The organism is Peribacillus sp. TE19612 (genome assembly GCF_056279465.1).
The window spans coordinates 413,352-431,651 of sequence record NZ_JBWCCL010000002.1 but is presented as its reverse complement, the minus strand read 5'-3'; the positions used below and the strand labels follow the sequence as shown (position 1 = coordinate 431,651).

The following is an 18,300-nucleotide window of genomic DNA, read 5'->3' as shown; positions in this document are numbered from 1 at the left end:
GCCATCAGCTTTCCGATTGCTTCTCGGCCTTGTTTTTATAGCGTAAATATTCCTGATGATCGTATGATATAGAAAACCCTACAAAAAGACCGTATATAATAAAAATGCATACACTTGTTATAATTGTATTTGCTGACATTTTATAAAAGGTTGGCAAATCGATGAACATCGGTTTCAGGACAAATACAAGCAAAGCCCAGCAGATCACCCCCAAAATAATACCCGGAAAAATACTCTTCATCCTTTTAAAGAGGCTATAGTATATAAAAGCGATCCCCACGGATAGAATTCCGAATATAATCATGGTCATTACCGTACCAAGCCAATGATCGATCCAGGTCATATTTGACCACGAAGTCAGTATGAATTTTGGGCTAAAATCCATAAAGTTAACATAATGGGCTAGAATTCCGATAAAACTGGCTAAAGCCCCCCCTACAAAACCGACAGCAAGTACATTGTAGATTAACATGCTTTGATATTCCTGTTGAATTTGTCCATTTTCATTAGAAGACATATCAAACACCTCCGCTACGTAGTATGCCCTTTGTTAAATAGAACTATTTTTTTTTATTATTGGGGAGGAGAATCACTAGAGGTTTTGTGATTAATTCTGTATGATTAAATCATAAATAATCTGCTTTTTTCAGAGGAAAATCTCCTTCCTCTGTTGAAATTTATAATGTACACAGGATAATACCTTCCTGTGATTCAACATTCAAAAAGCAATTGCAGGGGGTAAAGCTTCCATTCCATTTTGGAGGACCGCCTTAAACCCTTGTGATGCTTGATAATACACATGTTAGCACCCATGAGAGAGCTACGTGAATAACTATTAGGTTGGTGTAGAAATGTCTGAGGTTCAAAAACCCGTTTATGGAGGGCAGGCTGTAGTGGAAGGCGTCATGTTCGGTGGCAAACATCACACAGTCACTGCGGTACGCCGCAAAGATTCGACGATTGTATATTATCATCTGCCGCGTGAATCGAAACCTGTTGTAAACCGCTTAAAAAAAATACCGTTTCTGCGGGGTATCGTATCACTGCTTCAGTCAAGTGCCACCGGTTCGAAACATCTTAACTTTTCAACTGAACAGTATGAAGAAGAAGACGGGGAAAAAGAGGTCGAAACGAAAAAAGAAACGAAAGACCCCTCTAAATTAAGTCTTTGGCTAGGTGTTGCCGTGATCGGTGTGATCTCCTTCCTTTTTGGGAAATTGCTTTTCACCTTGATTCCTGTCTTCCTCGCAAAATTGACAGAACCCATTTTCAGTGGCCATACGGCTCAGGTATTAGTGGAAAGCTTGTTCAAGCTGATCTTACTGCTCGTATATATTTATGTAGTTTCCTTGACGCCATTAATCAAGCGGGTCTTTCAGTATCACGGAGCAGAGCATAAGGTGATCAATTGCTTTGAAAGCGGAAAAGAATTGTCGGTTGCGAATGTGCAGGCAAGTTCCCGCCTTCATTATCGCTGTGGCAGCAGTTTTATTTTATTTACTGTCATTGTAGGGATGTTTGTCTATCTTCTTGTACCAACGGATCCGCTATGGGTTCGTGTCGTCAATCGCATTTTGCTTATCCCCGTCGTGCTCGGCATAGCATTCGAAGTCTTGCAGTTGACTAACAAAGTAAGGGACACTCCCATCCTGCGTTACCTTGGCTATCCCGGCCTTTGGCTTCAGTTATTGACAACCAAAGCCCCTACCGATGATCAAGTCGAAGTCGCATTGGCATCCTTCCAAGAACTGTTGAGGATGGAAAAAGAGACCGAAAAAGGTTTAGAATCGGATGTAATTGTGTAAAACATCTATACACATTTTGATGATGAAAAATCATATACTAACTAAATGAATGATCTTCATTTTTTTCAAATATTTAACAATTAGAATGTTTAAAATAAGCTAAAAATGCTTATGATGCTCTTAAGGAGGTGTCTTTGTTGAAACGTTTCATATCTTTCATGATATACGGAATCATCGCCCTCGGAGTCCTCGGACTATTGAGCCGACTATTTAATGACCCGATTGGCTTTTTTAGAAACATTCTCATAATAGCCATTGTCGCAGGGATTATTTATATGATTTATACCGGATTAACAAAGGGAAAACCAGTTAAGAAAGAGCAGCAAGCATTCCGAAAGGCTGCCCGCCAATCGAAAAAAAGGCTAAAAAACCGAACTTCGAAAAAGGATAATGTGGCTAGCTTCTCTGCAGCAAAATCATCAAAGAAAATAAAATGGAGAAAGAAAACGGATAGTCACTTAACCGTCATCGAAGGGAAAAAGAATAAAAAGAAAAATCGGGCTTCTTTTTAAGAGCCCGATTTTTTTATTTAACATCAATAAGTCCATTTTTTAAGGAATTCTTTCGTACATTGCCTGCCTTTATTGATCAATTCACCCTTTTTTTCATCATCCAGATTAAAATCCATTGCAGAAATTCCCTTCATCGGGATGAATACAATATTATGGACGTGTTTCTTGGAAATATACCGTGCATCATGGGCATCTTTCATCGTTTTGAATAGTGCGGAGAACAATTCGACCGCATTGTCCACCTCATGCGGTTTCCATATCTCATCGACGCTTAACCGCAAGCCAATGACCGGTCTTTCCTTTCTAACATGATCTGAATTGAATAACCACATTGGAAAATTGCTTAACACACCTCCATCAACAAAAAGGAACTTGCTTTTTCCGACATTAAGTTTGACTGGCTCAAAGAAATAAGGAATGCTGCAACTCATTCTTACTGCCTTTGCCACTGGAAAAGCACTCGGGTCTATTCCATAATTCGGCAAATCATCAGGCAGTACGACCAATTTTCCATTTGAAATGTCAGAGGTTATGATACGGAGTGATTTCGGCCGAACATCCTTAAAGGTGACTACATCCCTTTCGGCAAGTTTACCGGCGACCCATGCTTCCAAGGCGTTGCCTTTATAAAGGCCCAGTTTCCAGTATAAAAGAAGCCATTTGGCAAATGGGATAGGCAAAAGACCACGCCTTTTATCCAGCAGGCCGCTTAAATCTATATCAAGAAAGAACTTTTCCATTTCTTTTCCCGTGTACCCAGCCGCTACGAATGCTGCAATTATGGATCCTGCACTCGTACCTGCTGTTCGATGGAATACAAATCCCTTTTCTTCTAATTCCTGCAGGGCTCCCACTAAACCATAGCCTTTAATCCCGCCTCCGGAAAAAACGCCGTCAATAATCATAGCTGCCCTCCCCTAATCCGGTCTTTACATTTCTAAGCAGGATTAGAGCGATTTATGACAGTTTTAAAAAGAAAATTGCCTTGATTCAGGTAAAATACTGAATTTCTGCTCTCGGGAAGAATTCCGCTATATACCCACGAATGGTCGTTTCCAGTTCTGCCGCTTCCTCGTTTTGATAAACATATTTACCAATTCCATATCGGCCCCATTTATATTTACGCTTCGTTTCGTCCAGTTCCAATTTTGTTTTCGGATAGTTTTTTTGAATCACTTTTTTTGCTGGACCAGTGAACCGATGCTGGATTAATTCGAAAGTCAAGTCAGGGATATCCACCCCTTTTAAGGCCTCACTCAACCGTTCGAATAATTCATGGTAGCCCTCCTTCCATGCTTCATGACGGTATATTGGAGCTACGATAAAACCCAGGGGATATCCGGCACCTGCCACTTTACGTGCCGCTTCCATCCGTTCTTCGAAGCTCGAAGTCCCGGGTTCAAAATTCTTTATCACATAACGTGAATTTATACTGAAGCGAAATCTCGTTTTTCCATTATGTTCAGCATCCAACAGATGATCGACATGATGGAATTTAGTGACGAATCTAAGAACCCCATATTCACTTTTCCCAAAATACTCTATTGCCCTTTTTAACGAATGTGTCAAATGATCAATTCCGACGATATCCGATGTACAGGCTGCCTCAAAACGGGTAATTTCAGGCTTTCTCTCATTTATATATTTTTCGGCTGCCTCGAAAATCTCGTCAAGATTCACATATGTCCGAATATATGGCTTTGATCCGAGTGTCGTCTGTAAATAACAATAGTGACAATGCCCCATGCACCCTGTAGCAAGAGGGATGGCATATTCAGCAGATGGCTTTGAAGAATCGAATTTCAATGTTTTTCTGATTCCTACCACGAGTGTCGATTTGGCGACACGATATTTTTGCAGATCATTTTCTCCAGGAAGATCCCTAATTTGGTTATGCGATGTGGTCTCACGGATTTCAATGTTCAAATCTTCGAATTTCTTCTTCAATTCCCGGCCAAGCGGGTATTCCAATGCCCTCGGCTCGATATATACTAACTGTGGCATAAATGGTTTCATTTCGATCTCCATTCTTTTTTCGATTTGTTCATACTTTCAATCGAACTACACAATCTAATTCATAAGGATAGTTTTTCTTTATTCTTTTATCCTCATGATTGTTTTTACTTGGAAATTCAAAATGAAGGAGATGCGATATGGCTAATAAACGAGACTTCTTGACAAATGGAATGGGAAAACAAACGATCACCGTCCAAACAGATAATAAATTTCCAAATCCAAGGAATATACCGGGAGACTCTGTCGATGAATTTTCGGTATTGAAAGATGGCAACCAATATCTAGCCGAAAAGGAAATAGGGCAGCAAAATGAAAATGGTTGATTGAACGTGAAAAGAAGACCGAATTTACGATGATTCGGTCTTCTTTATTGATATTTAATTGAACAGACTGTCACTGGCCTGGATTAATGACTCTAAAAAAAAGCCGTTAAGATAGCTTTGCAGCATACTTAACGACTTCCTTTGCATCATCTTATAGCCCGCATTTCAATTGCGCTCCGCAATTCGTGCACGTATTGCATCCGCCCATTTCCTGAACTTCACCCTTACGGCATACGGGGCAAGTGTTACCCACTTCCGAACCAATTGTAACATTCGTCGAACGCAGCTCATTTATCGTATCGACCAATACAACTTTTTTCTTTTCTTCCACATCTGTCAATTCATCCATTTCAAGCTGCTCGTCCATTTGGTTTTCTTCCGCTTTGAGCGTAAGGACCTGACTGTCACGGCTGCCATCCACATATACCGTTCCGCCTTTTGCTCCGCCTTTGTATAGACGTTCATATACCTTTTCAACTTGTTCGACAGTATATCCTTTTGGAGCATTGACCGTCTTGCTGATCGAGCTGTCAATCCAGCGTTGAATGATGCATTGAACATCAGCATGTGCTTCTGGAGCTAATTCCATAGCGGAAATGAACCATTTTGGAAGCTCTTCTGTATCGGCTTCTGGATGGCGATCCAAGTATTCCTGTACAATGTCAGCCTTAACTTCAATGAATTTACCAAGACGGCCGCTGCGGAAATACGTGAAGGAGAAATATGGTTCAAGACCTGTTGATACCCCAACCATCGTTCCTGTACTTCCCGTAGGAGCCACTGTCAATAAATGAGAGTTACGGATACCATGTGCAGCAACACTTTCCCTGATATCTTCCGGCATTTTTTCCATAAATCCTGTTTGTGTGAAACGTGTTCTAAGCTCATTGGTTTCTTTGTCCGTTGACCCGATCAGGAACGGGAAACTGCCTTTTTCTTTAGCAAGTTCCACTGAAGCCCTGTAAGCTGTGGTCGCAATCGTTTCAAACACCTTGTCAACCAGGATATTTCCTTCTTCAGAGCCATATTCCGTTTCACAGTAGATCAACAGGTCATGCAGACCCATTACACCAAGTCCAACCCGTCGCTCGCCCAGTGCCTGTTTTTTGTTTTCATCCAAGAAATAAGGAGTTGCGTCAATGACATTGTCCTGCATGCGCACACCGACTTCAACTGTCTGCTTAAGTTTCTCGAAATTAACCGTTTTGCTTTCTTTATCAGCCATTTCAGCCAGATTGACAGCCGCAAGGTTACATACTGAATATGGGGCCAATGGCTGTTCTCCACAAGGGTTCGTGGCTACGACCTGTTGACCGTATGCTTTGGCATTCGTCATTTCATTAGCATTATCGATAAAGAAAATACCTGGTTCAGCAGAATATGTTGCACAAATGTTTATTAAGTTCCAAAGCTCTTTAGCCCGGATTTTACGGTAAACACGGACTTTATGGCCCATTTTCTCCCATTCGCGAACATCACCGACATTATGCCATTCTTCATTGTAAATGGCCATTTCTTCGGCATTATAGCTTTCAACATCAGGAAAACGCAATTCATATTCCGCATCTTGTTCAGCCGCTTCCATAAATTCCTTAGTCAGGCAAATAGAGATATTGGCTCCAGTCAGGAAATCCGAATTATGAACACTGTACGTTCCGCCTGTACGGATCTTTTCCTCTGCATCCCTAATGATTTTCTCGCTGAACCCGCCTTGGCCAGGAATCTCCTTATAATTGATGATCCCTTGATACATAGCCGTTTCCTGTTCCGTGTGCGGCGTGAATTTCAATTTATCCGTCGCATATTTCTTTATGGCTTCATCTTTAGTGTTTTCCACTAGGTAACGCAAGATCCTTGGATTTTGCATTTTGGAAATGATGAACTCTGCAATATCGGGATGCCAATCAGCAAGCATGATCATTTGCGCGCCTCGTCTGCTGCCGCCCTGTTCAACAAGATGCGTCAGTTTTGCAATATCGTCAAGCCATGACACTGAACCCGAGGATTTTCCATTTACCCCTTTTGCCAGAGTGTTTCTTGGACGCAGTGTCGATCCGTTCGTACCCACTCCGCCGCCGCGGCTCATGATTTCCATCACTTGTTTCCTGTGTTCTGAAATACCTTCACGTGAATCCGGTACGAATGGCATTACATAGCAGTTGAAATAAGTAACATCCGTATTGGAACCTGCACCGTATAATACTCGGCCTGCCGGGACGAAATTAAGGTTCTTTAATTCTTCATAGAATTTATTGAACCATTCCGTTCTTTTTTCTTCCGTGGTTTCCACTGATGCCAATCCCGTTGCATTACGTTTCGCAATTTGTTCATAGTATATTTCAAGCGGCTTTTCGATTATATCCAACGGACGGTTTACAATTCCCGTCTCGACTTCTTCCGGATTATCCAATACGCCACGGAATTCTTCATCCACCAATACCTTGGCTTTTTTGGTTTCCCAATCAATTTCAACGATGTAACCGAGACCCCTTGCCGGGAATTTCGGATCTTCCTTAATCGTCAACACGACGAAATCGCCTGCCGAGAGTGTGATTTTTTCAGTATCCTTAAAAGAATAGCGGTCAAGCATGACTAGACGGGACACTCCCTTATGCGCCATTTTCATATCAGCAGTTACAGGGTGAACCTGGGGAAATAAAGAAATATCCTTATTCAACCTTTCTAGATCAACCTTTAAAGCTTCTTTTATTACAACCGACATAATTCCCTCTCCTTTATATGTTTCATGATCCGTTCTTGCTGCCGCAAAAATCCTTATGTAGCCTTACATGTCCGTTTCGCTTAACAAGTACCCTAAATCTATCATAGCGAAACCCAAAAATCAACATATAGTGTCGCATTAAATATTTCAACTACTATATATTGTGTTTGTTTTGAATAACTTTTAATTTTGTCAAACGTTAAATCAATTAATATAGTTAGCAAAAGGGAGGAAAATGTCGATTTACAATAATTTTTCATCAGATTTCAATTAATTTGGACCTTGCTTTTTCCCCATCCCTTTTAGGGCTTATCCCTGCAAGGGATGTGTTATTCGGTCAAACAAATCTGAAAAAACTTTTTATTATCCACTCTAATTATGCTTCCTCTATCTCATGAAATTCCATTCATCGCTTTCATATTTGCTTTCTGCAATCGCCTTCACTTCCAGCAATTGCTTTTCGGTGAGGACATATGGCTCTAAATCGACCGAAAGTCCTTCGGCAAAACCTTTTTCGAAAGCTTCTTTCGCTTCAGGGATGGTTATCTTTCTCCCGGCAATGTCATTCATGGCCACAGCTTTGTTTTTTAAGTTTTTTTGCATTCTCTCTTTAACCCTGTCATTTGAGAATTTAAATACGCTAAAGAGCTTATCATCATCAAGCTCAAGCAAAATGGACCCGTGCTGAAGGATGACGCCTTTTTGCCTGGTTTGAGCGCTGCCAGCGACCTTCCTGCCCTCAACGACCAGTTCATACCAGCTAGGTGCATCAAAGCAGACGGAAGACCTGGGCGATTTTAAAGCCGCTTTTTCCTGTTCGCTTCGAGGCACGGCAAAATAAGCATCCAATCCAAGATTCCTGAACCCCATCAATATTCCTTCAGAAATGACACGATAAGCTTCAGTAACGGTGGTTGGCATTCCCGGATAGGATTCTGGAACGATTACACTATAAGTCAATTCATGTTCGTGCAGTACCGCTCGTCCTCCTGTCGGCCTGCGAACAAAACCAAGGCCCTGCCTTTTGACCTCTTCCAGATCAATCTCCGCTTCTGCCTTTTGAAAATAACCGATCGACAATGTCGCTGGATCCCAGCCGTAAAAGCGTATGATCGGCGGAATTTCCCCTTTGCTTTGCCAGTTTAACAGGGCTTCGTCCAGCGCCATATTAAAAGCCGGTGAACAATACCCCGAATCTATAAAACCCCATTTTTCTTTAGTCATCCTTACCCCTCGTTTCGATAGACGTTTTTCAATCCCCCACAAAAAACTCACATGTAGTAGTTTAACAGACTTTAACACTCTAAAAAAGAAAGTGCTATCAAGTCATGAAGAATTTGATGAAAATTCTTTTTGATTATTGGGTAAAGCAATTATATAATAAAGATTGTCTGTATTCGTTAAGGTAGAAGGGAGTTTTTATGTTTGGAAATATTATATACACTGCTCATCATCCTAGGAGTGGTTATTGCGTATTCACTTTTTAATTGGTACCGCCAGCGTAAAATCGTTAAAACACTAACACAGGACGAATTTATCGCCAACTACAGAAAAGTGCAGCTAATCGATGTGCGGGAACCGAATGATTTCGAAAATGGTCATATCTTAGGCGCAAGAAACATCCCTATGACTCAAATGAAAACCCGCTTGGTCGAAATTAGGCCGGACAAGCCTGTATATTTGTATGCTCAAAGCGAAATCATCAGCGGCAGAGCTGCAGCCATGCTATACAAAAAGGGCTACAGGGAACTTTTTCACTTAAAGGGCGGTTTCAAGATGTGGACCGGGAAAATCAAAGCAAAGAAATAAGACCCCATCTCGGCATGGGCTCTTTTTAATTCCATAGCTCAAGTAAAAGAAAGTCAACTGTTGGACTTTAATGGAATCTTACATAAACATGAAAAATCCCCGCCGGATGGCAGGGATTTTTTTCGTGTAAGCTACTAATCTAGGCTTGATAACGCAAAACGGGTTTTCTGGCAGCAAGAGTTTCATCAAGCCGCTTTATAACGGTTGTATGCGGAGCTTCCTGAACGATTTCCGGAGTTTCTTCCGCTTCCTTGGCAATCTGGATCATCGCATCGATGAACGCATCCAGCGTTTCTTTTGACTCGGTTTCAGTCGGTTCTATCATCATTCCTTCTTCGACGTTCAACGGGAAGTAAATGGTTGGAGGATGATACCCGAAATCCAGCAATCTTTTAGCTATGTCGAGAGTCCTTACCCCCAATTTCTTTTGCCGGCGTCCGCTTAATACGAATTCATGCTTACAATGACGATTATATGGTAAGTCAAAATAAGGTTCCAACTTACGCATCATATAATTGGCATTGATGACCGCGTTCTCTGTGACGGCTTTAAGGCCATCAGGACCCATTGAACGGATGTACGTATATGCCCTCACGTTTATTCCGAAATTACCATAATATGGTTTTACCCTGCCAATGGATTGCGGACGATCATAATCAAGGACGAATTGCTCACCTTGCTTGACTATAAGAGGTTTAGGCAAGTAAGGAATCAAGTCGGACTTCACACCTACAGGACCAGAACCCGGGCCGCCGCCTCCATGCGGGCCTGTGAATGTTTTATGGAGATTTAAATGAACCACATCAAAGCCCATGTCACCCGGTCGTGCTTTTGATAGGACTGCATTCAGATTGGCTCCATCATAATAAAGCTTCCCACCTGCGTCATGGACAAGTTGTGCCATTTCCAAAATATTTTCTTCAAACAATCCCAATGTATTGGGGTTCGTCAGCATCAAGGCCGCCGTATCAGGTCCGACAACACGTTTTAAATCTTCAAGGTCGACTAACCCATTTTCATCGGACTTAACTGTAATCGTTTCTAGTCCGGCAACAGTGGCAGAGGCAGGATTAGTACCATGGGCCGAATCAGGTACAATCACTTTCGTCCGTTCTGTATCTCCATTCGCTTCGTGAAAAGCGCGAATCATCATCAATCCTGTCCATTCACCGTGGGCACCTGCTGCAGGCTGTAATGTCACTTGGTCCATCCCGGTGATTTCCGTTAAGTGTTCCTGCAAATCAAATAATAGTCCCAATGCTCCTTGTACAGTAGCGGGATCTTGATATGGATGGATATGGGCAAAACCGTTGAAGCGTGCCACATTTTCATTTATTTTCGGATTATATTTCATCGTGCATGAACCCAGTGGATAAAAACCCGAATCCACCCCATGATTCCGTTTGGAAAGTGCAGTATAGTGACGCATGATATCCAGTTCGGACACCTCAGGAAGCTTTGCCTCTTCTTCACGGATGTAGTCGGCAGGAAGAATTTCTTCGAGCGGAATAGTTGCAACATCCATTTCTGGCAGACTGTACCCGATCCGGCCGGAAGTACTGATTTCAAAAATGAGTGATTGATCTTGATTATTCATGTTGATCCCCCAATTCCTGCGCAAGTGCATCAATTTCTTCTTTTGTTCTTAGTTCAGTTACCGCAACCAGCATATGGTCTTTCAATTCAGGATAAACCGTCCCTAAATCGAAGCCGCCGATCATCCCTTTTTCAAAAAGGTTTTTATTGATTTCTGAAAACGGAGCAGGCAGTTTAATGACAAATTCATTAAACGAAGGACCGTCGAATATCACTTCCACCCCTTTTGCCATAATTGCTTTTTTCGCATAATGTGCTTTTTGAATATTTTGCACGGCCATTTCTTTGACACCCTTTTTCCCAAGCGCGGTCATTGCAACAGAAGCTGCCAAGGCATTCAAAGCTTGATTGGAACATATGTTGGATGTGGCTTTGTCACGGCGAATGTGCTGTTCACGAGCTTGAAGCGTCAGTACAAACCCTCTTTTTCCATTCTCATCAACCGTCTGACCGACGAGTCTGCCCGGAACTTTCCGTACAAATTTATTGGTAACCGCAAAATATCCACAATGAGGTCCACCGAATGCCGCTGGAATGCCGAATGGCTGAGCATCCCCCGTTACGATATCTGCACCGAGTGCACCAGGGGATGTCAAAGCTCCCAATGCAAGCGGATTACTGGAAACGATAAACATGGACTTGACGCCATGAATGATTTCTTCCATTTCTTTCAATGGCTCGATCCGGCCAAAAAAGTTCGGATATTGCACGATCACTCCTGCAATGTCATCATTCGCCAATTCCCTTAAAGCAGCTAAGTCAGTCACACCGTCTTCATGAGGAATTTCGATCACTTCCACGCGTTGCCCTTTCGCATATGTCTTCACAACTTCTCTTGATTCAGGATGAACGGTTCCTGAAATGAGAATCTTCTTCCGCCTTGTCTGTCCTGAAGCAAGCATCGCTGCTTCAGCCAGCGCCGTCCCGCCGTCATACATGGAGGAGTTAGCCACATCCATGCCCGTCAATTCACATATCATCGTTTGATATTCAAAGATTGCTTGAAGCTCGCCCTGTGAAATTTCAGGCTGATACGGTGTATAAGCCGTATAAAACTCAGAACGGGAAAGAACATGATCGACGATGACCGGGGCGTAATGGTCATAGACACCCGCACCAAGGAAGGAAGCATAATTTTTAAGGTCCGCATTCTTTGCAGCAAGCCTTGATAATTCTTTCATTAATGCAGGTTCCGATTTAGCAGGCTTGATATCGTATTCTCCTTGAAAACGAACGCTTTCAGGGATATCATTGAAAAGTTCTTCAGCAGTGGATACCCCTATCGCTTCCAGCATTTCTTGTTTATCTTGCTCTGTCATAGGTAAATAACGATGTTTCATCTAATGACCATTCCCCTCTATTTACGTGGTTTTTTATAAAAAGGTGTTTGTATTATAACGGCTTTCAAACGTTTGGAACGGATTTCCACTTCGACTTCCGCATCCAGAACCGAAAATTCCTTATCGATAAGTACCAATCCAACGTTTTTCTTCAATGTTGGCGATTGGGTACCAGTCGTGACCTCGCCAATGACTTCATCACCGCTGTAGACCTTATACCCATGACGTGGAATGCCACGGTCAATCATTTCAATTCCCACAAGCTTTCGGGGAGCCCCTTTCTCCTTTTGCTCAGCAAGAACGGCTTTCCCGAAAAAATCAACTTCCTTATCCACTTTTACTGCAAAACCAATCCCGGCTTCTATCGGGGTGATGTCCGCTGAAAGCTCCTGCCCATACAGCGGCAGTTTCGCTTCAAAACGCAGAGTATCACGAGCACCTAAACCAATCGGCTGAACCCCCTCTTCCTTACCGGCATCCATAATCGCCTTCCAAAGGGCAGGGCCATTTTTACTGTCACTATATATCTCAAAACCATCTTCACCAGTGTATCCAGTACGGGATACCAGCGTGGAGATACCGTTAATCATGACATTATCCTTGAACCTGAAAAATCCAATTTCACTTAAGTCAGTACTTCCTGATAGTTTTTGTAATATCTTCTCTGCAGCTGGTCCTTGAAGTGCCAGCTGTGTATAGTCACTTGATACATTCGTAATTTGGGCATCTTCCGTTAAATTAGCTTGCAGCCAATTGAAATCTTTTTCTGTATTCGCTGCATTGACCACGAGCAGATAGTCGTCCTCAGCCCTTTTATACACGATAAGATCATCAACCGTGCCTCCGTTTTCATAACACATGGCGGTATATTGGGCACCGCCCTGTTGCAGCTTTGATATATCATTGGTCAGCATCTTCTGTAAAAAGGAAAGGCTCCCAGGCCCCTTAACATCGACTTCCCCCATATGGGAAACATCGAATAACCCCGCTTTTGTCCGTACGGCTTCATGTTCATCCTTTATACCCGAAAATTGGACAGGAAGTTCCCAGCCGCCAAAATCAATCGTTTTACCTCCGTATTCACGATAAACCTCAAATAGTGGTGTTCTTTTTAAATTGGTCAAAAAATGACCCCCTTCAGATTTTTTTAAAAATTAATTGGCTTCATTATCAAAAGCTTCTTGTCATTACGCATCAGATACATCCTGATTCATGATGTGAAAAAAGCACAAAAAAGGACAGAGAAAGCCCGTTTGAGCTTTTTCTCTGTCCTGAAACCTGAAAGTTTACCTATGTAATAGGTTTTCCCCTTTGGTGGCCGCGTCCCATAACGGGCGGCGCTCTCCAGAGTTGCGTCCAATAAGAGTTCTTTTGCCTGAGAGATTCACTGCTAAGTTTGCTCCTTCGGCGCTACATCCGTAGTCTCTCCCCTTATCTTCACCCGCATATAAATGGTCTACCATTGAAAGGAAGCGAATAAGCCCCCAGCATCGGTAAAACCTTTGAACATAAATGGAATGCATTCTCTGCCAATTCTCCTAAAACTTCAGAAACCGTTTAACTGATCTCCTCGGTAATCTTGGATAAATTAGGAGCATATAGCCCATACTAAGAAAACGCGAACTGCAAAATCGATGTACAAACATTCTTTGCAGCGTTTGGAAATTGGAATTTTCTAAATATACTTATATCCTACCCTAAGAAACTTATCTCTGCAATAACTTTTGAAGAGAAATATTTATCTTACTTCACATATGAAATGTTCGGGTTTTGACCTTATATTAAGGAAATTATGATTTAAGAGGGAGTTATTTCTATGAAAATCAATATATCCTTCAATTCTGAATGGAATGACGAGTTTCTGCAAAAGATGGAAAATGACGGTCCATGGGGAAATTGGGAGCTTTATAAGTTGGCGGTTCAAATGGAGGAAAATCTTATCATCCCTGATTTTGAAGGTTTACAGGCGCCCAAGCACCTTCCTCAGTTAACCCCGCTTCCCCATCAATTGGAAGCGGCGAAGCAAGTAGTGGAAAAGATGAATGGAAAAGCCATTTTGGCTGATGAGGTAGGGCTGGGAAAAACAATTGAAGCAGGCTTGATCCTAAAAGAGTATATGATTAGGGGACTTGTAAAAAAAGTATTGATCCTTGTTCCGGCTTCCCTTGTCACACAATGGGCATTTGAATTGAATACCAAGTTTCATATTCCGGCAGTCGTTCAGAGAAAAAGTTATGTCTGGGACTCCTGTGATGTGGTCATTTCATCCATTGATACAGCGAAACGCGCTCCACATCGAGATATCATCTTTACTCAGGAATATGATTTCATCATTATTGATGAAGCTCATAAACTTAAAAATAATAAGACGAAGAACTATGAATTCGTCCAAAATCTGAAAAAGAAATTTTGTTTACTCCTGACAGCCACTCCGATTCAAAATAAAGTCGAGGAGATATTCCACCTCGTTTCGTTATTGAAACCGGGCCACTTGGGAAATGCTTCACTCTTTTTTGAAAAGTATAAAGGGAAAGGCCGGAACATAATTGAAGATGAACACCTAAAGGAACTGGTCAACACTGTCATGATTCGAAACCGGCGGGCCGATACTGGCATTGAATGGACAAAACGGCATGTGGAAACCATCACCATTGAATTTTCTCCAACGGAACAAGCATTGTATGATGCTGTTTCCAAATTCAAGCCAATTTCGGATGGATCAAAAGGAAGCGCCTTTTCGGCTCTCACTCTCCAAAGGGAAGCATGCAGCAGCAGAGAGGCTGTCTTTTATACATTAAAGAATATGAGAGATAAATACGATCAGCCTTCCCCTGATTTTTTGGCAAAGCTTGATGATTTATTTACTAAAGTGAATGAAACGGTCCAGAACTCAAAGGCTGAAAAAGCTTTGGAACTGATCAAGAAAATTGATGACAAAGTAATTATCTTTACGGAATATAGGGCGACTCAACTATATCTCCAATGGTACCTACAGCAGAATGGAATTTCTTCTGTTCCTTTCCGGGGCGGTTTTAAGCGCGGAAAGAAAGACTGGATGCGAGAATTATTCCAAAAGAATATTCAGGTATTAATCGCAACAGAAGCTGGCGGGGAAGGGATAAACCTTCAGTTTTGCCATCACTTGATTAATTTTGACCTGCCATGGAACCCAATGAGGCTTGAACAGAGAATTGGACGGATCCACCGCCTTGGTCAGGAAGAAGATGTGATGATTTATAACTTTGCCACGAAAAATACAGTTGAAGAACATATACTGAAGTTACTATACGAAAAAATAAATTTATTTGAAAAAGTAATCGGTGAATTGGATGATATTCTAACCAAACTGGATATTAACAACATTGAAGAATATTTAATTGATGTGGTCGGCGAGTCCAAAACAGAGGGCGAAATGAAAATCAAGATGGATAATTTTTCATCATTGATCCAATTCGCTCAATCAATGAAGGAAGGTGAGGTTCATGCAGCAACGGGAAATTCATGATTTTTTAAACACTTTCTTTAAAGCCAACGATTGTGAAATACTGGATAATGCACCAACCCACCTTACAGTGCAATTGACGATTGAAATGGATAAGGAATTAATGAACAGACCCTTTTATTGGCATTATCTAGAAAAAACAGGAGGTGTTCCGAACCCGGCACAGATCACTTTCATTACCGACCCAGAACAAGCTCCATCCGATTTAAAGGGAGAAATGATTCATTTTGGCTCCCCTCGCCTTCACCAGATTATTCAATCAACCAAAAAGCTGGCAGGGTATACTAGACTTTTTGAGAATACACCTCCATCAAAAGGCAGAAATAATCCTTTGTTTCCTTGGCTGACCTTGAATGTGAAAATATCGTATCAATGCGACCGCAAAAAAGATACTTTCATGTCAATCGGATTGAATTTAATCTCGGGTGAAATAATGGAAGGGTTTCACCATCGGGTTTTACCGATTAACGTCACCCCGAAAATACCGGATTACTCCTTTACGCTTTCACCTCTGATCATGCCCAAGAGTGGATTGGCAAGACTGGATACATACATCAGAACCAGTTTCGAGGATGATGACCATTCCTGGGCGGAGGAGGCAATGCTGCGCTGGCAGAATGACTTGAATTTATTGGAGCATTTTTACAAGGATATGGACGAAAAAAGTGAGAGCTATTATACCGAAAAAGAAGCACTAAAAGCACAATATGAACCCAACATCAGAATATCCATCATCAACGGAGGATTATTTTACCTTTCAGATAGGGCGTTGGGATAAGTGAAGAACAAAAAAACAGATGTCCAAAGTTCAGGACATCTGTTTTACTTTTTGATCGTTTTCCTTACAAACATCGACAAAGCAAAAGGGACAATGCCAAACCAATGGGACATACCATGGTTTTTATCCTCTTTTCTGTGACGGCGTTTTTCTTTTCGTTCTTTTTTCGTCAGATTGAAATACTCAACAAGCTGCTGCGTCAGATATTTAATATAAGCGTTTGTAGACATATAAAATCATCACCCTACGCAAAGTATGTCCGGTTTACGCTTTTTTTATTCCTTCCCTTGCTCCCTGAACACGTGAACCTGTCGTTTTGCTATTACACAGCTTGCTTCTCCAACCATTCTTTCACTTCCCCCGCTTCTTTATCGTATTGAATGATGACCCTTCCCTCTCGATCATTTTTAGTTTTGGAAGAAAACTCGATATAGACGTAAGGGCCTTCTTGCTTCATTAAGGAATATCGCACCACACCATTGGGATATGATTTTTCCCCCTGGATGACTTTCGGGATCTCTTCGCCCCACTCTGCCGTCACATCCTTGATGGCTAGATGGACAAGATGGTCGGCCACTAGCGACTCTTCCACTTCTTTATAAAACTTTTTATCAATGATAAACTGGTCGATCATTAGTATCGTGAACATGATGAAAACACTCGCCACAATCATGACCATCGGGAAAACGACTCCTTTTTGATTATTCATCGACTTTCGTATCATTCCTAAAGAAGGGATGAAATCTTCGACTGAAAGTAGTCCCTGCTTTATCCGTTATATTTATAACAATGACACTGCCATCCTTATCGACCCGGAATTCCGAAATGTTCTGCAAGATGACCTCATGCCCCATACCATCCACTCGTCTTCGTACCTTATCTTCATATTGTTCCAGCGATGATAATTGTTCACCTGAAAGCAAATATAATTTATTTCCCATTACATCCTGAGCTTTGGAACTCCGGACCTCCTGCTTCATTTGCATGGTAAAGACCTCCCACTCTTTAGGATGCAATTTATCAACGGACCTCATCTGGGTGTGAATGATTGAGAAGAGCTGCAGAACAAAAAGCGACGTCGTCATTAAAATCAATAAAGAAAAAAGCAATTCGATCATCGTAAAGCCATCATTTTTTTGCAGCATCACAAATGGATTCCCAATTACCCGTTTCATCTTCATAGCGTACACACCCTTCAATCATTCCCGGGAAATCCCCATGGTCCTTCCAAACCAATTCAAAGCTTCTTTTTTTGTAAATGATTTCCTGACCAACTGCCTGAATCTCCCCATCCATGAACGCCGTCAATCTTTCATATAATAAATGGTGGGCTTCTGTCCTTACGGAAATATCTTTCCGATCCGTCAATACCTCTTCAAGCATTGGTAAAATGGCAAGGACCAGTAATATACAAACGGAAAATGCAGCCATCAGTTCAAGGTAGACGTACCCTTTACAATTTCTCAATCCGGAACCTCCCTTTACCGATATTGAGCACTAGCTTGTACTTTCCCTTTGACGTGTCAATCATAATCGTTCCGGCTTTGGAAGCATTTCCATATTGATTAAAATGGAAGCTGTACCCCAAAGTGCCGCTTAAAAACTGTATATCCTCTGGTATGCTTCTCTCTAAAACGATCCCCTCCTTATAAGACGAAACGGTATAAACCTTTTTGGTATTATCAATGTGGAGGTAAATCAAGCTCTCATGACTGATGGCATACTGTTGAGCATAGAAAAGATCTTCATGGAATTGAGAAAGAAATAGCCTATTTTCCATTCCTTTAGTGAAGCTGGGATATAAATTAGGACCGATGGAAATAAGGAGTACAAAAATAGCGAGGACAATAAGGGTTTCAGATAGTGTGTACCCACCATCGGAATGCCGTATATTCAC

19 protein-coding genes and 2 riboswitches are annotated in these 18,300 nt (G+C 41.7%); of the genes, 6 read left to right on the top strand and 13 right to left on the bottom strand.

The window, feature by feature from the left end:
- Positions 1 to 4: 4 nt before the first annotated feature.
- Positions 5 to 517 (bottom strand): YqhR family membrane protein, encoded by a 513-nt coding sequence (locus tag ACZ9AO_RS05420; protein WP_476108614.1) that lies wholly within the window; start codon positions 515 to 517, stop codon positions 5 to 7.
- 334 nt (positions 518 to 851) lie between these two features.
- On the opposite strand from ACZ9AO_RS05420, the gene ACZ9AO_RS05415 reads away from it, so the two are divergent.
- Both ACZ9AO_RS05415 and ACZ9AO_RS05410 read left to right on the top strand, forming a co-directional pair.
- A complete protein-coding gene (locus ACZ9AO_RS05415; RefSeq protein ID WP_251540917.1) occupies positions 852 to 1,805 on the top strand; it encodes a DUF1385 domain-containing protein in 954 nt (317 codons plus the stop codon).
- Between the two features lie 137 nt (positions 1,806 to 1,942).
- Positions 1,943 to 2,317 carry an SA1362 family protein gene (locus ACZ9AO_RS05410; protein WP_048677789.1) on the top strand — a complete coding sequence of 125 codons (375 nt, stop codon included), beginning with the start codon at positions 1,943 to 1,945 and terminating at the stop codon, positions 2,315 to 2,317.
- A 23-nt stretch (positions 2,318 to 2,340) separates the two neighbouring features.
- On the opposite strand, the gene ACZ9AO_RS05405 is transcribed toward ACZ9AO_RS05410, so the two are convergent.
- Both ACZ9AO_RS05405 and splB read right to left on the bottom strand, forming a co-directional pair.
- The gene (locus ACZ9AO_RS05405) at positions 2,341 to 3,222 is read right to left on the bottom strand and encodes a patatin-like phospholipase family protein (protein ID WP_375564911.1); all 882 of its coding nucleotides are present in this window, start codon (positions 3,220 to 3,222) and stop codon (positions 2,341 to 2,343) included.
- An 85-nt stretch (positions 3,223 to 3,307) separates the two neighbouring features.
- Positions 3,308 to 4,333, bottom strand: coding sequence for a spore photoproduct lyase (gene splB / locus ACZ9AO_RS05400; RefSeq protein WP_476108613.1), 1,026 nt, complete (start codon positions 4,331 to 4,333; stop codon positions 3,308 to 3,310).
- 137 nt (positions 4,334 to 4,470) lie between these two features.
- On the opposite strand from splB, the gene ACZ9AO_RS05395 reads away from it, so the two are divergent.
- Positions 4,471 to 4,656 (top strand): hypothetical protein, encoded by a 186-nt coding sequence (locus ACZ9AO_RS05395; RefSeq protein WP_048688331.1) that lies wholly within the window; start codon positions 4,471 to 4,473, stop codon positions 4,654 to 4,656.
- A gap of 151 nt (positions 4,657 to 4,807) precedes the next feature.
- Here the strand turns inward: ACZ9AO_RS05395 and ACZ9AO_RS05390 are convergent, their stop codons facing one another.
- Complete coding sequence (locus ACZ9AO_RS05390; protein ID WP_048688328.1) at positions 4,808 to 7,378, bottom strand: vitamin B12-dependent ribonucleotide reductase; 2,571 nt, start codon at positions 7,376 to 7,378, stop codon at positions 4,808 to 4,810.
- Positions 7,379 to 7,765: 387 nt separating this feature from the next.
- Positions 7,766 to 8,602 (bottom strand): lipoate--protein ligase family protein, encoded by an 837-nt coding sequence (locus tag ACZ9AO_RS05385; RefSeq protein ID WP_048688324.1) that lies wholly within the window; start codon positions 8,600 to 8,602, stop codon positions 7,766 to 7,768.
- A gap of 201 nt (positions 8,603 to 8,803) precedes the next feature.
- On the opposite strand from ACZ9AO_RS05385, the gene ACZ9AO_RS05380 reads away from it, so the two are divergent.
- The gene (locus ACZ9AO_RS05380; RefSeq protein ID WP_034308355.1) at positions 8,804 to 9,187 is read left to right on the top strand and encodes a rhodanese-like domain-containing protein; all 384 of its coding nucleotides are present in this window, start codon (positions 8,804 to 8,806) and stop codon (positions 9,185 to 9,187) included.
- A 139-nt stretch (positions 9,188 to 9,326) separates the two neighbouring features.
- On the opposite strand, the gene gcvPB is transcribed toward ACZ9AO_RS05380, so the two are convergent.
- The 3 genes from gcvPB to gcvT are packed head-to-tail and all read right to left on the bottom strand — an operon-like array spanning position 9,327 to position 13,247.
- Positions 9,327 to 10,784 carry an aminomethyl-transferring glycine dehydrogenase subunit GcvPB gene (gene gcvPB / locus ACZ9AO_RS05375; RefSeq protein WP_063594101.1) on the bottom strand — a complete coding sequence of 486 codons (1,458 nt, stop codon included), beginning with the start codon at positions 10,782 to 10,784 and terminating at the stop codon, positions 9,327 to 9,329.
- Positions 10,777 to 12,123, bottom strand: a complete 1,347-nt coding sequence (gene gcvPA / locus ACZ9AO_RS05370) for an aminomethyl-transferring glycine dehydrogenase subunit GcvPA (RefSeq protein ID WP_251540919.1) — start codon at positions 12,121 to 12,123, stop codon at positions 10,777 to 10,779. The genes gcvPB and gcvPA overlap by 8 nt, the downstream gene beginning before the upstream one ends.
- A 17-nt stretch (positions 12,124 to 12,140) precedes the next feature.
- Entirely contained in the window at positions 12,141 to 13,247 is a 1,107-nt protein-coding gene (gene gcvT, locus ACZ9AO_RS05365) for a glycine cleavage system aminomethyltransferase GcvT (protein WP_063575687.1), read from the bottom strand.
- A 140-nt stretch (positions 13,248 to 13,387) separates the two neighbouring features.
- Positions 13,388 to 13,473, bottom strand: a riboswitch (glycine riboswitch).
- Between the two features lie 3 nt (positions 13,474 to 13,476).
- Positions 13,477 to 13,564: riboswitch (glycine riboswitch) on the bottom strand.
- Between the two features lie 375 nt (positions 13,565 to 13,939).
- On the opposite strand from gcvT, the gene ACZ9AO_RS05360 reads away from it, so the two are divergent.
- Positions 13,940 to 15,628: a DEAD/DEAH box helicase gene (locus ACZ9AO_RS05360; protein WP_476108612.1), complete on the top strand. Its 1,689-nt coding sequence runs from the start codon at positions 13,940 to 13,942 to the stop codon at positions 15,626 to 15,628.
- Positions 15,606 to 16,403, top strand: coding sequence for a YqhG family protein (locus tag ACZ9AO_RS05355; RefSeq protein WP_476108611.1), 798 nt, complete (start codon positions 15,606 to 15,608; stop codon positions 16,401 to 16,403). Before ACZ9AO_RS05360 ends, ACZ9AO_RS05355 begins: the two co-directional genes overlap by 23 nt.
- A 44-nt stretch (positions 16,404 to 16,447) precedes the next feature.
- On the opposite strand, the gene ACZ9AO_RS05350 is transcribed toward ACZ9AO_RS05355, so the two are convergent.
- The 5 genes from ACZ9AO_RS05350 to comGD form a co-directional block, all read right to left on the bottom strand.
- Positions 16,448 to 16,633, bottom strand: a complete 186-nt coding sequence (locus ACZ9AO_RS05350) for a YqzE family protein (RefSeq protein WP_048688303.1) — start codon at positions 16,631 to 16,633, stop codon at positions 16,448 to 16,450.
- A gap of 92 nt (positions 16,634 to 16,725) precedes the next feature.
- Complete coding sequence (gene comGG, locus ACZ9AO_RS05345) at positions 16,726 to 17,112, bottom strand: competence type IV pilus minor pilin ComGG (RefSeq protein ID WP_476108610.1); 387 nt, start codon at positions 17,110 to 17,112, stop codon at positions 16,726 to 16,728.
- Complete coding sequence (gene comGF / locus ACZ9AO_RS05340; RefSeq protein ID WP_081088666.1) at positions 17,105 to 17,584, bottom strand: competence type IV pilus minor pilin ComGF; 480 nt, start codon at positions 17,582 to 17,584, stop codon at positions 17,105 to 17,107. The genes comGG and comGF overlap by 8 nt, the downstream gene beginning before the upstream one ends.
- Positions 17,532 to 17,870, bottom strand: coding sequence for a hypothetical protein (locus ACZ9AO_RS05335; RefSeq protein ID WP_251540924.1), 339 nt, complete (start codon positions 17,868 to 17,870; stop codon positions 17,532 to 17,534). The genes comGF and ACZ9AO_RS05335 overlap by 53 nt, the downstream gene beginning before the upstream one ends.
- Positions 17,857 to 18,300, bottom strand: a complete 444-nt coding sequence (gene comGD / locus ACZ9AO_RS05330) for a competence type IV pilus minor pilin ComGD (protein ID WP_048688291.1) — start codon at positions 18,298 to 18,300, stop codon at positions 17,857 to 17,859. Before comGD ends, ACZ9AO_RS05335 begins: the two co-directional genes overlap by 14 nt.

Bases quoted from the DNA above. Each gene is read 5' to 3' on its own strand.
- ACZ9AO_RS05420 (WP_476108614.1), bottom strand. From the start codon at position 517: ATGTCTTCTAATGAAAATGGACAAATTCAACAGGAATATCAAAGCATG.
- ACZ9AO_RS05415 (WP_251540917.1), top strand. From the start codon at position 852: ATGTCTGAGGTTCAAAAACCCGTTTATGGAGGGCAGGCTGTAGTGGAA.
- ACZ9AO_RS05405 (WP_375564911.1), bottom strand. From the start codon at position 3,222: ATGATTATTGACGGCGTTTTTTCCGGAGGCGGGATTAAAGGCTATGGT.
- splB (WP_476108613.1), bottom strand. From the start codon at position 4,333: ATGAAACCATTTATGCCACAGTTAGTATATATCGAGCCGAGGGCATTG.
- ACZ9AO_RS05395 (WP_048688331.1), top strand. From the start codon at position 4,471: ATGGCTAATAAACGAGACTTCTTGACAAATGGAATGGGAAAACAAACG.
- ACZ9AO_RS05390 (WP_048688328.1), bottom strand. From the start codon at position 7,378: ATGTCGGTTGTAATAAAAGAAGCTTTAAAGGTTGATCTAGAAAGGTTG.
- ACZ9AO_RS05385 (WP_048688324.1), bottom strand. From the start codon at position 8,602: ATGACTAAAGAAAAATGGGGTTTTATAGATTCGGGGTATTGTTCACCG.
- gcvPB (WP_063594101.1), bottom strand. From the start codon at position 10,784: ATGAATAATCAAGATCAATCACTCATTTTTGAAATCAGTACTTCCGGC.
- gcvPA (WP_251540919.1), bottom strand. From the start codon at position 12,123: ATGAAACATCGTTATTTACCTATGACAGAGCAAGATAAACAAGAAATG.
- ACZ9AO_RS05360 (WP_476108612.1), top strand. From the start codon at position 13,940: ATGAAAATCAATATATCCTTCAATTCTGAATGGAATGACGAGTTTCTG.
- ACZ9AO_RS05355 (WP_476108611.1), top strand. From the start codon at position 15,606: ATGCAGCAACGGGAAATTCATGATTTTTTAAACACTTTCTTTAAAGCC.
- ACZ9AO_RS05350 (WP_048688303.1), bottom strand. From the start codon at position 16,633: ATGTCTACAAACGCTTATATTAAATATCTGACGCAGCAGCTTGTTGAG.
- comGG (WP_476108610.1), bottom strand. From the start codon at position 17,112: ATGAATAATCAAAAAGGAGTCGTTTTCCCGATGGTCATGATTGTGGCG.
- comGF (WP_081088666.1), bottom strand. From the start codon at position 17,584: ATGAAGATGAAACGGGTAATTGGGAATCCATTTGTGATGCTGCAAAAA.